Annotated in this window: 17 protein-coding genes; 9 read left to right on the top strand and 8 right to left on the bottom strand. The window is 30.2% G+C overall.

Features of this window, described 5'->3' with window-relative positions:
- The first annotated feature begins 249 nt into the window (after positions 1–249).
- A complete protein-coding gene (bchI, locus tag ACEW8E_RS09940) occupies positions 250–1,320 on the top strand; it encodes a magnesium chelatase ATPase subunit I (RefSeq protein WP_373480187.1) in 1,071 nt (356 codons plus the stop codon).
- Between the two features lie 188 nt (positions 1,321–1,508).
- Here bchI and ACEW8E_RS09935 read toward each other — a convergent pair whose 3' ends face one another.
- On the bottom strand, positions 1,509–1,673 hold the full coding sequence (locus tag ACEW8E_RS09935; protein WP_373480186.1) for a hypothetical protein: 165 nt from the start codon (positions 1,671–1,673) through the stop codon (positions 1,509–1,511).
- Positions 1,674–1,879: 206 nt separating this feature from the next.
- Between ACEW8E_RS09935 and ACEW8E_RS09930 the strand changes: the two genes are divergently transcribed.
- The 3 genes from ACEW8E_RS09930 to ACEW8E_RS09920 are packed head-to-tail and all read left to right on the top strand — an operon-like array spanning position 1,880 to position 3,789.
- Positions 1,880–2,692: a TPM domain-containing protein gene (locus ACEW8E_RS09930; protein WP_373480185.1), complete on the top strand. Its 813-nt coding sequence runs from the start codon at positions 1,880–1,882 to the stop codon at positions 2,690–2,692.
- A gap of 14 nt (positions 2,693–2,706) precedes the next feature.
- Positions 2,707–3,330, top strand: coding sequence for a precorrin-8X methylmutase (locus ACEW8E_RS09925; protein WP_373480184.1), 624 nt, complete (start codon positions 2,707–2,709; stop codon positions 3,328–3,330).
- 36 nt (positions 3,331–3,366) lie between these two features.
- Positions 3,367–3,789, top strand: coding sequence for a DUF29 family protein (locus ACEW8E_RS09920; protein WP_373480183.1), 423 nt, complete (start codon positions 3,367–3,369; stop codon positions 3,787–3,789).
- 187 nt (positions 3,790–3,976) lie between these two features.
- Here the strand turns inward: ACEW8E_RS09920 and accB are convergent, their stop codons facing one another.
- Positions 3,977–4,468, bottom strand: a complete 492-nt coding sequence (gene accB / locus ACEW8E_RS09915; RefSeq protein ID WP_373480182.1) for an acetyl-CoA carboxylase biotin carboxyl carrier protein — start codon at positions 4,466–4,468, stop codon at positions 3,977–3,979.
- Positions 4,469–4,641: 173 nt separating this feature from the next.
- Positions 4,642–5,199, bottom strand: coding sequence for an elongation factor P (gene efp / locus ACEW8E_RS09910; RefSeq protein WP_373480181.1), 558 nt, complete (start codon positions 5,197–5,199; stop codon positions 4,642–4,644).
- A 152-nt stretch (positions 5,200–5,351) separates the two neighbouring features.
- Here efp and trpC point away from each other — a divergent pair, with 152 nt between their 5' ends.
- Together trpC and ACEW8E_RS09900 are read left to right on the top strand one after the other, a co-directional pair.
- Complete coding sequence (gene trpC / locus ACEW8E_RS09905) at positions 5,352–6,239, top strand: indole-3-glycerol phosphate synthase TrpC (protein WP_373480180.1); 888 nt, start codon at positions 5,352–5,354, stop codon at positions 6,237–6,239.
- 47 nt (positions 6,240–6,286) lie between these two features.
- Positions 6,287–6,973, top strand: a complete 687-nt coding sequence (locus ACEW8E_RS09900) for a TIGR04283 family arsenosugar biosynthesis glycosyltransferase (RefSeq protein WP_373480179.1) — start codon at positions 6,287–6,289, stop codon at positions 6,971–6,973.
- Between the two features lies 1 nt (position 6,974).
- On the opposite strand, the gene dndD is transcribed toward ACEW8E_RS09900, so the two are convergent.
- The 5 genes from dndD to ndhI all read right to left on the bottom strand — a co-directional run bounded on the left by dndD (position 6,975) and on the right by ndhI (position 11,404).
- Positions 6,975–8,954 carry a DNA sulfur modification protein DndD gene (dndD, locus tag ACEW8E_RS09895; protein WP_373480178.1) on the bottom strand — a complete coding sequence of 660 codons (1,980 nt, stop codon included), beginning with the start codon at positions 8,952–8,954 and terminating at the stop codon, positions 6,975–6,977.
- A 17-nt stretch (positions 8,955–8,971) separates the two neighbouring features.
- Entirely contained in the window at positions 8,972–9,517 is a 546-nt protein-coding gene (locus tag ACEW8E_RS09890) for a DUF2808 domain-containing protein (protein ID WP_373480177.1), read from the bottom strand.
- A 206-nt stretch (positions 9,518–9,723) separates the two neighbouring features.
- A complete protein-coding gene (gene nuoK / locus ACEW8E_RS09885; protein WP_373480176.1) occupies positions 9,724–10,041 on the bottom strand; it encodes a photosynthetic/respiratory NAD(P)H-quinone oxidoreductase subunit E in 318 nt (105 codons plus the stop codon).
- 101 nt (positions 10,042–10,142) lie between these two features.
- A complete protein-coding gene (locus ACEW8E_RS09880; RefSeq protein WP_373480175.1) occupies positions 10,143–10,754 on the bottom strand; it encodes an NADH-quinone oxidoreductase subunit J in 612 nt (203 codons plus the stop codon).
- Between the two features lie 74 nt (positions 10,755–10,828).
- Positions 10,829–11,404 carry a photosynthetic/respiratory NAD(P)H-quinone oxidoreductase subunit I gene (gene ndhI / locus ACEW8E_RS09875; protein ID WP_373480174.1) on the bottom strand — a complete coding sequence of 192 codons (576 nt, stop codon included), beginning with the start codon at positions 11,402–11,404 and terminating at the stop codon, positions 10,829–10,831.
- Positions 11,405–11,703: 299 nt separating this feature from the next.
- On the opposite strand from ndhI, the gene ACEW8E_RS09870 reads away from it, so the two are divergent.
- The 3 genes from ACEW8E_RS09870 (at position 11,704) to ACEW8E_RS09860 (ending at position 14,062) form a co-directional block, all read left to right on the top strand.
- Positions 11,704–11,844: a hypothetical protein gene (locus ACEW8E_RS09870; protein ID WP_373480173.1), complete on the top strand. Its 141-nt coding sequence runs from the start codon at positions 11,704–11,706 to the stop codon at positions 11,842–11,844.
- Positions 11,845–12,079: 235 nt separating this feature from the next.
- The gene (locus ACEW8E_RS09865; RefSeq protein ID WP_373480172.1) at positions 12,080–12,442 is read left to right on the top strand and encodes a hypothetical protein; all 363 of its coding nucleotides are present in this window, start codon (positions 12,080–12,082) and stop codon (positions 12,440–12,442) included.
- A gap of 132 nt (positions 12,443–12,574) precedes the next feature.
- Entirely contained in the window at positions 12,575–14,062 is a 1,488-nt protein-coding gene (locus ACEW8E_RS09860) for a transglutaminase domain-containing protein (RefSeq protein WP_373480171.1), read from the top strand.
- Positions 14,063–14,068 lie beyond the last annotated feature (6 nt).

Raw genomic sequence — 14,068 nt, 5'->3', positions numbered from 1 at the left:
CTTAGAAGGCATAAATCACACCTAAGTTTTATCTTTTCTGACTTAAATTATATACCAAATCAATGCGTCTTAGCTTATTCCAGCGACTAAAACGAGTATGAAGCCGAAGAAGCTAATAATTTAACTCTATTTCAATTAATCGCAACGGATCATTGACGGGTTTTAAACAAACGAATATGATAAAAAGGTTATGCTTATTGATATTGGACTTATTCAATAAAATTCTCAGTAAATCTTTTTATTAAAATTATGACCGCAACTTTACAAGCACCTTCTAAAAATCGTCGTGTAGTATTTCCTTTCACTGCTATTGTCGGACAGGAACAAATGAAACTGGCTTTATTACTTAATGTCATTGATCCTAAAGTTGGCGGAGTAATGATTATGGGCGATCGAGGTACAGGAAAATCTACTACTATTAGAGCCTTAGCTGACTTATTACCAGAAATTGATGTAATATTAGGTGATCCTTTCAATTCGTCTCCTACGGATGTAGAAATGATGGCTGATGATGTGAGACAAAAAATTGAACGTCAAGAACATTTAGAAATAACTCAGAAAAAAGTACCAATGGTTGATCTGCCTTTAGGTGCGACGGAAGATCGTGTCTGTGGTACAATTGATATTGAAAAAGCGTTATCAGAAGGAGTAAAAGCCTTTGAACCGGGATTACTCGCTAAGGCTAATCGTGGAATTCTCTACGTTGATGAGGTAAACTTACTCGATGATCACTTAGTGGATGTTTTACTGGACTCTGCGGCTAGTGGCTGGAATACAGTAGAAAGAGAAGGCATTTCTATTCGTCATCCAGCCCGTTTTGTGTTGGTGGGTTCGGGAAATCCTGAAGAAGGAGAATTACGTCCTCAATTATTAGATCGTTTTGGGATGCACGCTGAAATTCGTACGGTAAAAGAGCCTAATTTACGGGTGCAAATTGTTGAGCAAAGGGGAGATTTTGATCGTGATCCTCAAAGTTTCTTGACAGAATATGAACCCCAACAAAGAGAATTACAGGAAAAATTAGTTAAAGCTCAAGAATTATTACCAAAAGTAACTATTGATTATGATATTCGAGTAAAAGTATCAGAAATATGCTCAGAATTAGATATTGACGGTTTAAGAGGTGATATTGTAACTAATAGAGCGGCAAAAGCATTAGCTGCCTTTGAATCTCGTACAGAAGTAACAGTGGATGATATTCGTCGAGTAATGCCATTATGTCTTCGTCACCGCTTAAGAAAAGATCCTTTAGAATCCATTGATTCAGGCTATAAAGTAGAAAAATGTATTGCTCGTGTTTTTGGTTTAGAAGTTAATTAATAGGAGATAGGGAGATAGGGAGTTAGGAGATAGGAAGAATGTTGAATTATAATCTATAAACTCGTTTTTAAAACCTGAAACCCGAAACCTGCAACCTGAAACCTGCAACCTGAAACCTGCAACCTGAAACCTGAAACCTGAAACCTGAAACCTGAAACCTGAAACCTGAAACCTGAAACCTGTTATTTTTAATAATCACTATCGGCGACACAAATTCCTTTACATTTAACGCCGTTAGTTGCTGTACGTTTACAATGTTCACAAAGTATGGTTTCGTTTTTAATTTCTTCCGAAGGTTCATTTTTGATGGTAAGTGCAGAATAACTTTTTTGAGTATTGGGTATAGAAGTCATAATCTATAGATGTTTAGTTTTGATAATTAATCTGGATTTGGTCAGTAATATTAATTTTAAAATATAATCAGTTTTGTTTAAATAATCATCATCGTCGTACTTTTGATGAAGATAACGGATTAAGTGAATTAATATAAGTTAAAATAAAAGTTAACATTTGTAACAAAAATTAAAAACTCTTATTAAAATATTTTTTATCACTTACTATGATTCAAAACCATCTCAACAAAAAAGTTTTGACTGTTTTTCTTCTAGGTTTAATTAGTATTACCACTTGGCTATTTACTCCTTATAATGGTGCTTATGCCGTGAATAATCCTGAATTGTTACCTGCTGAAGTTACTCCCGTGGTTGATTTAGCGAATTATTTACCCACACTACAAGAACAATCTTTAATTCGAGAGATAGAACAATTTGAACAAGAAACAGATTGGAAGTTAAGGGTTTTAACTCAATATGATCAATCTCCGGGGAGAGCGGTTATTAATTTTTGGGGTTTAGATGATAAAAGTATTCTTTTAGTTGCCGATGGTAGAGGCGGAAATTTATTGGCTTTCAGTGTTGGTGATGATATTTATCCCCTTCTTCCTCGTACTTTTTGGATTGAATTACAAACTAGATTCGGAAATATGTATTATGTCCGTGAGCATGGAGAAAATAATGCTATCGTAGAGGCTTTAAGTAGTGTTAAAGGATGTTTGGCTAGTGGTGGCTGCTCTGTAGTACCCGGATTACCTCAAGAGCAATGGATTTTAACTTTAGTTACTTCTATTGTTGGTGGTATTATTTTTGGATTAGCAGGACATCCTCGTAAACCAGGGCAGATTTTTGCATGGCAATGGGTTTTAATTATTTCTCCTTTATGGGGAATTTTGTTTTTTGCTTTTGGCATGGGGCCTGTGGTTACTCGTACTTCTGAATGGTTGCCTTTATTTCGTAATGTCATGGGTTTTGTCTTAGGTGCATTAGTGGCTTATTTTTCCCCATTACTTAATCAACAAACTCCTTCGGAAACGTAATTATCAATTAATTTATGGAATGGAATTTATTAACGGCTCAAAATTTGGCTATTATCGATCAAGAAGTTAATCAAGGCAATTTTTCTCCGGCACAGTATGAGATTATTCGCAGAGTTATTTATGCTAGTGGTGATTTTGAATATCATTCTTTAGTCAGTTTTGAGAATAATCCCCTTTTATCAGGAGCGGCAGCTTTAGAGGCTAGAGTGCCTATTTTTGTGGATGTTTCTATGATTCAAGGAGGAATTTTACCGTTATTACAACAAACTTTTCTTAATCCTGTTTATTGTTTAGAAGAAATTTCTGCCCCTGTATCTTTGCGACAAAAAAATTCTTGGATTTTACAAACTTTAGCTAATCGTTATGATTGTGCTATTTATATCATTGGTCAAAACCAAGGTATGTTGTTATCTTTATTAGATTTAATTCAAACACAACAAGTTAAACCTAGTCTGATTATTGCTACTTCTTCTGGTTTTATTCATAAAGAAATGATTAATCATAAGCTCAAATATTCTCATATTTCTCACATTAGAATTGATAGTTGTAAAGGGGGAGTTAATTTAGCCATCGCTATTTTTGATGGTTTAATTGATTTAGCTTGGAGGGCAAAAGAATTAGGAATTAGGGATAAATAAGTTAAAATTTGGTCGTTATTAAGGAGTATAAATTTAATGGAAGAATTATTAACTTTACGTCAATACATAGAGGAAAAAAAATATGATCAAGCACTTGAATTAGTAGCAGAATTAGAAGAAATGTCGAAAGAAGATAAACTTAATAAAATTTTTAGTTATGGGGTTATTTTACTATTACATTTAATTAAACAAGAAGCAGAAAAAAGAACTACTCGCTCTTGGGATTTTTCTATTTATAATTCTATTAAAGAAATAAAAAAAATTAATAAAAGACGTAAATCAGGAGGTTATTATGCCACTGAAGAAGAATTAAAAGAAATCATGATAGATGCCTTTGATACAGCTATTAGAAAAGCATCTTTAGAAGTTTTTGAGGGTAAATTTAGTCCAGAAGAATTAATTATACAAATCGATTCTAATTTGATTCAATCATCGGCTTTAAAATTGATTTTATCTTAGAAACTGTTGGAAAAGTTCAAGGAGATTTGGGTTATATTTTATTACACATTTCCCATAATTAGTTAGGAGAGTAGAAGCCCTGTAGGGGTTGAGTATTATTCAACCTTTAGGAGCTGATCAAAAATTTTTTTGAAAAATATTAATACATTCGGTAATCTCTCAAATAGAAATGGAAAGCAAAGCCTAGTTATTGGGGTGCAATCCAAAGTAAAGTTTGTCCGTATTCTACGGGTTCGCCATTTTTGACGGTGATCTCCATTACTTCTCCTGATACTTCTGCTTCAATTTCGTTCATTAGTTTCATGGCTTCAATAATACAGACAATTTGCCCTGTAGAAATGCGATCGCCAACTGCCACAAAAGGAGCTTCACCCGGAGCAGAAGCACTATAAAATGTACCTACCATAGGAGAAGTAATTTCTACCCAATTATCAGTTTTTTTGACGGGAGTAGATTTTTCGGGGGGGATGTTGGATTTTGTTTCTATGGGTTTAACCACTTCTGGGGTATCTATGGCCACTGGTAAGGGCGTAGATATGGTATAGGTGGTATTAGTGGTGTGAGGGCTGGTTTTTTGGAGTGTTAATTCAAAATCTCCCTCTTTAATCGCTAATTCAGTAATGTCTGTTTTGGCGATGGCTTCAATAAAATCTCGTAGTTGGTTAAAATCTATTGGCACTGCTTAAATAATATATCAATAAATTAATGAGAGTGTGATGGTAATTAAAAATTAATCATCAACAATTAATAGTTACATTTTGATGAGAAAAATACTTAAGAATAAATTTAATATTTTAGGATTAATTATAAATACAGGAATAAGCCTGATCAATTAATGATAGTTAATAAAAGTTATTCTCTACCTAAATAACTGCCGTTTCGGGTGTCAACTTTAATTTTTTCACCGATAGTGACAAATAAAGGTACCATAATTTGTGCTCCTGTTTCTACTATGGCTGGTTTTGTGCCTCCTGTGGCTGTATCACCTTTAACGCCCGGATCTGTTTCAATAATCTTTAAAGTTACTGATGTAGGTAATTCAATATCTAGGACAGTGGTATTCCAAAATAGAACATTAACTTCCATTTCTTCTTTTAAGAACTTAGCGCGATCGCCAACTTGAGCCTCACTTAAACGGACTTCTTCAAAGGTTTCCATATCCATAAAGACAAATTGATCACCTTCTTTATAAGTGTGTTGCATGGTGATTTTTTCAAGGTTAGCTTGAGGTACAGTTTCCCCAGCGCGGAAGGTTTTTTCCATGACGTTGCCAGATTGGGCATTTTTTAGTTTCGTGCGCACAAAAGCCGAGCCTTTCCCGGGTTTAACGTGTAAAAATTCCACTACTCGCCAAACACTACCATCTAATTCAATACTAACACCGGGGCGAAAATCATTACTTGAAATCATATAAATTGATACTCTTAAATTTTTTGACTAACTCAGATAGAAACTGCAATAAAATACCAAAACCATATTCTCTTAAAATGGCACTCATGACAAGTGGCAATGGACAATTATAATTGATAATTAATAACTAATATTCAAGGATTTAGAGATTTATGAAAATTCGTCGTCAACAACCTTCTCCTGATGTAGCGGTAGAAAGTCTGCGTTATCAAGTTATTTTACCTGATAGTGAACCACGAAATATTTTAGAAAAAATTGTCTGGTATAAAGAAAAAGAAGTAGAAAAAATGCGAGATCGTTTTTCTTTGTTAGAATTACGAAAACAAGTATTAGAATTATCATTTTCTCCCCTAGATTTTCTGTCAGCTTTAGTTAATAGTCAGAAAAAACCTGCTTTGATTGCAGAAGTAAAAAAAGCATCTCCGAGCAAAGGTATTATTAAGGAAAATTTTGATCCTGTTACTATTGCTAAATCCTATGAAAAAGGTGGTGCGAATTGTTTATCAGTATTGACAGATGAAAAATTTTTTCAAGGTAGTTTTGACTATTTAAAAAAAGTAAGAGAAGCCGTTAAAATACCTTTATTATGTAAGGAATTTATTATTTATCCCTATCAAATTTATTTAGCAAGACTTAATGGTGCGGATGCCGTTTTGTTAATTGCTGCTATATTAAAAGATAGTGATTTAAAGTATTTTTTAAAGATTATTGATAATTTAAAAATGACGGCTTTAATTGAAGTTCATACTTTAGAAGAATTGGATAGAGTTTTGAGTATTGATGGGGTGAAATTAATCGGCATTAATAATCGTAATTTAGAAAATTTTGAGGTTAGTTTAGATACCACAAAAAATATTTTAGCTGCCAGACAAGAAACTATTTTAAATAGGAAAATTACTATAGTTAGTGAATCTGGATTATATACTAAAAATGATTTAGATTTTGTTAGTAATGCTGGTGCAAATGCTGTTTTAATTGGTGAATCTTTGATAAAACAAGATGATTTAGAATTGTCTATCAATAATCTTTATAGTAATTAAAATAAATATTATCTGGGCATTTTGCCTTTCATTTATTAATTTAATTTATGGAAATAAGTGTTGTTATTCCTGTTATTAATGAAGAAAAAAATCTCATAAAAATACTATCTAGTTTTGAAAAAAATTTAGAAATAGAATTTATTTTTGTCGATGGTGGTAGCAAAGATAACACTGTTAATTTAATCAAAAAAGCAGGTTTTAAAGTTATTTTATCTCCTATTTTACGCCGTAGTTATCAAATGAATTTAGGTGCAAAACAGGCAAAAGGAAGGGTTTTATTATTTCTTCATGGTGATACTATTTTACCTTTTAATTACAAAAAAATTATACTTAATACTCTTCAAAAAAAACAATTTATTGCTGGGGCATTTAGATTAAAAATTGACAATATAAAACCTCTTTTTCGTCTTCTTGAAACTTTAGTTAATTGGCGATCGCAATATTTATCATTACCTTATGGAGATCAAGGAATATTCATAAAAAGAGAAGTATTTGAGAGTATAAAAGGTTTTTCTGACATAGAAATAATGGAAGATTTTGAGTTAATTAAAAAAGTAAAAAAAATTGGTAAAATATATATCACTAAAGAGGCTGTAATCACATCATCAAGACGATGGGATAAATTAGGAATATTAAAAACAACGATAATTAATCAAATCATAATTATGGGTTATTATCTAAAAGTAAATCCTGAAAAATTAGCGATATTTTATCGTCAAAGAAAGAATAAATAAATTAGAAAAAATATCCTGAATTAACAGTAGTTTGGTTAGTTTTACTATCATAATTTAAAATATATTCTCTGGCGATAGCTTGTTTTTGTCGCAAAAATTCAACTTCAGATTCGCCAATTTCAGTATCTGTAGAAAGTAAAATCACCTGATGAGAAGCCGTAGGAAAATAACGCTCAATGAGATTTTGACGGTGAGAAGAATCGAGTCTGCCAAGAGGAGTATCAATGGCGATGGGTAAATTTTTTCCTGAAACTCTGGCTAATCCCCATAATAAAGCAATGGCTAATAATTGTTTTTCTCCTGCGGACAAGCGATTTTTGGGAATCATTAAACCTTGATGATCATATATATTAAGGGCAAAATTATCTGTATCAATGGTTACTTTCGCCACAAAATTAGATTTATGCAATAAATAACGAAAACAATTGGTTACTTCTGATTCTAATTTATTGAGTTTTCTTAAAGTTAATTTTTCTTTAAATAACTTCAAAGTATCTTTAACTTTTGGCATCATTTCCGTAATATGTTTTAATTGTAAATTTTTAAGATTATTTTCACCATAATTACTTAATTTTTGTCTAACAGTAGTTATTTTTTTATCAATAGCATTAATAGTTTGTTTAATGGTTTCACATTTAGTTTTTATCTTAATTAAACTTTCTTCTTCTTGATAATAATGTTTTTCTAAAGTTTTATAGGCTTCGGGGGAATTTGCTTTTGTAATTTGATATTCAATGTTGATTAATTCATCTTCTAATTGAGAAATTTTGATTAAATTTTCTGTAGCTTTTTTTTGTTGAAAAGGAAGTAAATTATTGATAATATTATCAAGTTTAGGTAACGTTGTATCGTCAGCATCTAAATAAATATCTTGAGAATTTAATTGTTGTATTAATAGTAAATTTTCCTCTTGTAAAAAGTCTTTAACTTGAGTATATTTATCAGAATTAATATTTAAAGTTTCTAAAAATAATAATAGTTTATGATCTTTTTCGTGCCATAAATCTTGAGCATTTTTTAGCTGTAATAATTTTGATTCTTTCTTAAGTTGTTGTGTTAAATTACCTAACATATCAGTAATTAAACCTAAAGGAAGAGTTTGACTAGCTAAATATTTTAATTCAGTGTAAATACTATCAATATTATTAGTTAAAGATTTTTGTTTAACTTGTAATTGTTGCTTTTCCGTGGCGATTTTACCTCCTTCATCTCTAAGATTATTTGAGGCTTGGCGATGACTTTTGGTAACTATTTTGAGACTATTTTCTGCTATAGTTAACTCTTGTAATAAATCTTTTTTTTGTTCTTGTAATAAGGCTAATTCTTCTTGAAAATTAACCAAATTTTTATCTTCAATATCTTGTTGAAACTCTTTATTTTTTTTAACAACTAATATATCTAAATCTGTAGTTAATTTATCGGCTAATTCTAAGCCTAATAAAGATTTTATGGCATCTTGTAAAGCTGGAGTAGGGATATTTTTTTCAGCTAATTCTTTAACTTGCTCACCATCAAATAAAAATAAATTAGAAATACCTAAAGGCAAAAAATTTTCTACATATTCTTCCCAATTTTCGGTTAAATTTAGATCAGGAAATTCTCCTTCAAGAATAACTAAATTATCTTTACCATCTTTAACATTTTTTTCCCAATATCTGACAATCTTTAATTCTATCCATTGATCATTAACAATATGTTCAAAGGTTAACTCAATTTGAGTTTTTTCTCCTAAAGAAATTTGATGATTAATACATTGAATTAAAAAGTCATTATAGCTCAAATTTTCTCGATTAGAACAATCAGATCTTTTGCCATAGAGTGCTAACCTAATACTATCCATTAAAGTGGTTTTACCACCGCCATTCATTCCTCCAAATAAAATAATTGGTGCATTATTTGTTTCTTTTTCTGGAGTTAAATTAATAATTTGTTTACCTTTGTAAGGGCCAAAATTTTCTAATACTAATTCTTTAAAAATCATTATTTATATAATATTATTTAAAATCTGTCGCCTCTGGTGTCAAAATGAAATCTACCGATACCTAAATATAAACTTTGAGGATTATTTCCTTGGGGATAAACAGTGACTCCAAATTGATAAATTCCACCATAAAGAGGATTTCTGCCTTGAATAGCTAATTTTACTTTTTCTGTGGGTTTCACTGGTGATAATAAGTCAATAATAATCTCATTAGTATTTCCATTAACATTTAAACGGGTATTAATGTCAAGAGATTTTGCTGGTGAATTAATAATATAAGCCTTAGTTTTCTCAGGGAAAAAAGTGATAATTTCTGTATTAATTTGTTGATTAATAACTATTTTTTGTAAATTATTTCCTGCATTTTCTGGGATTTCAATTTCAAATATATATGTAGAGATTACATTAGGTAAAGTAAAAGTTGAAACAGCGCGTGTTAAACGAGGAGAAGAAAGAAAAAAATTGATTTGTTTAGGGGAAACTTCTGCTAATACTGAAGCTGAATAAGTAGATAAGAGAAAAGAAGAAAAAAGTAAATTACTTATCAAGTTATGATTAAACATTTTTTCGATGATTATACTCTTATTTATATCTAAAAAATTTGGACTTCAGTTATTAACAAAATTTTGTTTTTTTATTGTTAATTGTCAATTGTTAATTGTTAATTAGGGTTTGCAAATGGGAGTCAAAAGCGATAAGATTGAGAGCTTGATTTGTAAGTATTTCTCCTATTTCCTCTCTTCTAAAAAATTAACCCCTAATGATTACCTTACCATTTAAGTAAGTTAAAACGTTCCATATCAATGGTATCACGGTTACGATAAATAGCTAGAATGATAGCTAATCCTACGGCAGCTTCGGCGGCGGCGATAGTAATAACAAAGATAGCAAATATTTGTCCTTTAATTTCACCCGGATCTAAATAATTAGAAAAACCGATTAAATTAAGGTTAACAGCATTGAGTAATAATTCAATAGACATTAAAACTCTTACGGCATTACGACTGGTAACTAAACCATAAATACCGATACAAAATAAAGCGGCTGCTAAGAGTAAAAAATATTGTAATTGTAATTGTAATTCCATAATTTTAAGTTGTTTTTGCCCTGAAATATTTTCTAAAAATTCTCATATGTAAGAGATTGTTAATTGTTAATTGTTAATTGTTAATTATTAATTATTAATTATTAATTATTATCATTATTAGCAGAAATTAAATCTCTAGGTTTCTCTGGTAAAGTCAAAGAAGTTGTATAAATTTCTCTGTTTTGTTTTGCTTCAGGAATTAAGTCTCTACGCGCCAAAATAATTGCGCCTACCATTGCCATTAATAACAATACGGAGACTATTTCAAAAGGTAAAAGATAATCACTGAAGAAATGTTTGCCGATAGCTACGATAGTATTTTCGATTACCGCAGGAGAAATTGTCGATAACTGCCAAGGAGTAACTAAAATCATCGTGCCTAATAAAGCGAATAAACCAAAACAAACTAAACCAGTAGAGATTTGACGAAGTAATCTACCTTTTAGGGGTTGATATTCTTCTGTTTTATTCACCAACATAATGGCAAACAAAATTAGTACATTTACTGCGCCAACATAGACTAAAATTTGAGCGGCTGCCACAAAATCAGCATTAAGTAAAAGATATAATCCTGAAATACTCATAAAAACCGCCCCTAAAAGGAAAGCGGAATAAACGATATTATTGAGTAAAACTACGCCTAAAGCTGTCGTAATCATCATAATGGCAAGGATGACGAAAGCTACATATTGAACACCTTGAGATATTTCCACGATTTTAAGATAACCTAATGTTGCTAAACAATTATTTATTTTTTGAATAACTATTAACTGTCAATTGTCAACTATTAACTATTAACTATGTCTTGAGGATTTTTCCCCGCACCTTGACTACCTTGAGGTAAATCATGGGGCTCAATAACACCTTTAGGTAAGTATCCTAACTCTCTCAGAGGTGTTACCATGGAATCTTGCGTTACTTTTGTAGGTAGTCTTCCTAAAGCGACATTATCATAATTTAATTCATGACGATCATAAGCAGCTAATTCATATTCTTCTGTCATGGATAAACAATTTGTCGGGCAATATTCTACACAATTACCACAAAAAATACACACTCCAAAATCAATACTATAATGTTTTAATTCTTTCTTTTTAACGGATTTATTAAACGTCCAATCTACTACAGGAAGATTTATCGGACAAACCCTTACACAAACCTCACAGGCGATACATTTATCAAACTCAAAATGAATTCTACCTCTAAATCGCTCGGAAGGGATGAGTTTTTCATAAGGATATTGTACCGTTACAGGACGACGTTTCATATGATCAAAAGTAACAGCAAATCCTTGCCCAATATATTTCGCCGCTTCTACGGTTTCTTTGGCATAATCGGTTACTTGTTTGAGAAATTTAAACATAATCTGTTGCTATCAGTGCTTTATGCAATTCATTTTACCTTATGGTATCTTGTTTATTCTAAAGAAATGTAATTAGGGATTGTGTCATGGTTTTTTTTGTGAAATGGGAAGGTAGAAGATAGGAGTTAGAAGATAGGAAAAATACTTATAAATCAAGGGTTTTTTTGTTTTAGAGTAAATAGTGAGAAAAACGTTAAGAATATTGAATTTTCCTCTCAGTTTCCATAGTTATAAACTTTTTTGAGCTAATCTATAAACAAGGAAATCATTAATTTTGTATTGTATCATAGAGGATTTTTATGTCTGACTTAAATCGTGGCATCATGAAGTTTGACGGTGCAGACAAGCCTATTATTGTGGCTATCTCAGCTGTTATTATTCTTGGCAGTATTGCAGGGTTAATTATTTGGGCGCTTAAATCTGCTTATGTTGTTTCTTAAATTTAATAATTATTTATTACTTTATTGTTTGATTTAGAAGTTTTTAATAATTAACAATTAACAATCTATAGCAATGGTATTTGATGGGAATAAAATAATCAGTTAATTTCCTCAATGGGGGTTAAGAATGCAAAAATTCTCATAAATCATTGATAAAAATTATAGATATATTTAGTAAAATTATTACTAAGTTTTTAAGGTAAATCATCTTTGAAAAGATTATTAATAAATAACAATGTCAACTTTTATACCTAGTCAAATAGTATGTTTAGATAATCAAGATAAATCTCTTTACTGTGAAGTTATCGATGTTATTTCTTCCCGTCAAATGTGTTGGGTTAGGCCTGTTATTTTAGTTAATTTAGATGATAATAGTAATAACTATTTCCATGATAAAAATAATATCTATGATTTGCGTTTTACTTCTGATTTATTATGGAAACTAAATGCTTTTCGGATAGTATTAGATACCGAATATATCCAATTTTTTGCTAGTTTACAAGAATTTGAATTTGACGAAGAAAAACTACTCCTCGCTAAACAAAAATTAAAGTTATTTATTCAAGAAATTTGTTTTCAAAATAAAATTGGTTTATAAATTAACCTAAAATTAAAGATAAAAGCTAAAATATTATTATGGTAGTTTTAGAAAATTTTTGATGCTGAAAATTCAAAGATATATTGATTAAAATTATCCATAAATAAGTTATTAATAATCTGGTTATATTTTATGGCAACACAAAGAGAATATCAAGAATGGCAAAAACGCAAAAATCAAGGTAAAAAACGTTACAAAAAAAATAATAATAAAAATCTAACTTTTGTCTTCTGGTTTGGGATTTCTATTTTATCCATCTTGTTTGCTATAAAAAATCAACCTCAGTTAGTTAATAAAGTTTCTCAAACTCCCCAATTAATACCGATATTAAGTTTTTTAAATTCTCTTAATTTAGAGGTTAATTCCCTTAAAAATTTAACTCAAGAATTTGTCACAGAAACTGATGAATCTGTTGTTGTTATAACGAATCAGAAAAATTTTAGAGATACAACTTTTCAGAGGATTGATAACTTAGCTATAAATGTCAAATATTCTGGTAACTCTGTTAAAGAATTAGCTAATATTTTAAGTCAATATGCTACTACCGATGAAGAAAAAGCAAGAATAATTTACACTTGGATAACTCATAATATTAGTTACGATGTTGTCGCTTTAGCTAACTTATTTGATAAAAATATTTATCCTGATGTTACTACTAAAAATGTTTTAACTACTAGATCGACAATTTGTTCTGGTTATGCTAATTTATATCAACAATTAGCTGAATATATGGGATTAAAATCAGTTATTGTTTTGGGTTATAGTAAAGGAACAAATTATGTTGTTGGGAAAGACAATCAAGTTAATCATAGTTGGAATGGTGTTAAAATTGATGGAAATTGGTATTTAATTGATACAACTTGGGGTGCTGGTATTGTTGATAATAATCAATTTATTGCTGAATTTAATCCTTTTTATTTCGCTACAAAACCTGAACATTTTATTTATAGTCACTTCCCTGAAAATCCTCAATGGCAATTATTAACAACTCCTTTTTCCCGTGCTCAATTTGATACTTTCCCCGATATTTCCACTGCTTTATTTGATAATAATATACAATTAATTAGTCATCAAAATTTACATATTGATACTGATAATAATCTTAATGTTACTTTAAAAGCTCCTAAAAATATAGTTGCGATCGCAAACTTAAAAACTGGAGAAAATGAATTAATAGAAAACTATACATTTGTACAAAAACAAGGAGAAAATATTAATGTTAATGCTTCATTTCCCGAAAAAGGGGATTATAAATTAGAAATATTTGCTAAACCTAAAGATGACAGTAATAACTATCCTTTAATAGTAAGTTATGAAGTTTCAGCAGAAGGAAAAGGAAATAAATTTCCCGTGACTTTTAAACATTTTTCTGAGCATAATGGTTATTTAGAATCACCGTTAAGTGCGACTTTAAATGAGAATCAAAATATTTACTTTAAAATGCGTATTAAATCAGCGCAAGAGGTAAAAGTAGTCAATCAATCCACTAACCAATGGCATGATTTAAGTAAATATGGTGATGTATTTGCTGGAAATATTAATATAGGTTCAGGTAAAATAATGGTATTTGCTAAATTCCCCGAAGATTCTCGTTATTGGGCATTATTAGAATACAATTAAAGTATT

Source organism: Geminocystis sp., assembly GCF_041753295.1.
Lineage (GTDB): Bacteria > Cyanobacteriota > Cyanobacteriia > Cyanobacteriales > Cyanobacteriaceae > Geminocystis.
Note: the sequence above shows the minus strand (reverse complement) of the source record. Positions and strands in the feature narration are given on the sequence as shown.

Coding starts and splice junctions, on each gene's coding strand:
- bchI (WP_373480187.1), top strand. CDS start 250: ATGACCGCAACTTTACAAGCACCTTCTAAAAATCGTCGTGTAGTATTT.
- ACEW8E_RS09935 (WP_373480186.1), bottom strand. CDS start 1,673: ATGACTTCTATACCCAATACTCAAAAAAGTTATTCTGCACTTACCATC.
- ACEW8E_RS09930 (WP_373480185.1), top strand. CDS start 1,880: ATGATTCAAAACCATCTCAACAAAAAAGTTTTGACTGTTTTTCTTCTA.
- ACEW8E_RS09925 (WP_373480184.1), top strand. CDS start 2,707: ATGGAATGGAATTTATTAACGGCTCAAAATTTGGCTATTATCGATCAA.
- ACEW8E_RS09920 (WP_373480183.1), top strand. CDS start 3,367: ATGGAAGAATTATTAACTTTACGTCAATACATAGAGGAAAAAAAATAT.
- efp (WP_373480181.1), bottom strand. CDS start 5,199: ATGATTTCAAGTAATGATTTTCGCCCCGGTGTTAGTATTGAATTAGAT.
- trpC (WP_373480180.1), top strand. CDS start 5,352: ATGAAAATTCGTCGTCAACAACCTTCTCCTGATGTAGCGGTAGAAAGT.
- ACEW8E_RS09900 (WP_373480179.1), top strand. CDS start 6,287: ATGGAAATAAGTGTTGTTATTCCTGTTATTAATGAAGAAAAAAATCTC.
- dndD (WP_373480178.1), bottom strand. CDS start 8,954: ATGATTTTTAAAGAATTAGTATTAGAAAATTTTGGCCCTTACAAAGGT.
- ACEW8E_RS09890 (WP_373480177.1), bottom strand. CDS start 9,517: ATGTTTAATCATAACTTGATAAGTAATTTACTTTTTTCTTCTTTTCTC.
- nuoK (WP_373480176.1), bottom strand. CDS start 10,041: ATGGAATTACAATTACAATTACAATATTTTTTACTCTTAGCAGCCGCT.
- ndhI (WP_373480174.1), bottom strand. CDS start 11,404: ATGTTTAAATTTCTCAAACAAGTAACCGATTATGCCAAAGAAACCGTA.
- ACEW8E_RS09870 (WP_373480173.1), top strand. CDS start 11,704: ATGTCTGACTTAAATCGTGGCATCATGAAGTTTGACGGTGCAGACAAG.
- ACEW8E_RS09865 (WP_373480172.1), top strand. CDS start 12,080: ATGTCAACTTTTATACCTAGTCAAATAGTATGTTTAGATAATCAAGAT.
- ACEW8E_RS09860 (WP_373480171.1), top strand. CDS start 12,575: ATGGCAACACAAAGAGAATATCAAGAATGGCAAAAACGCAAAAATCAA.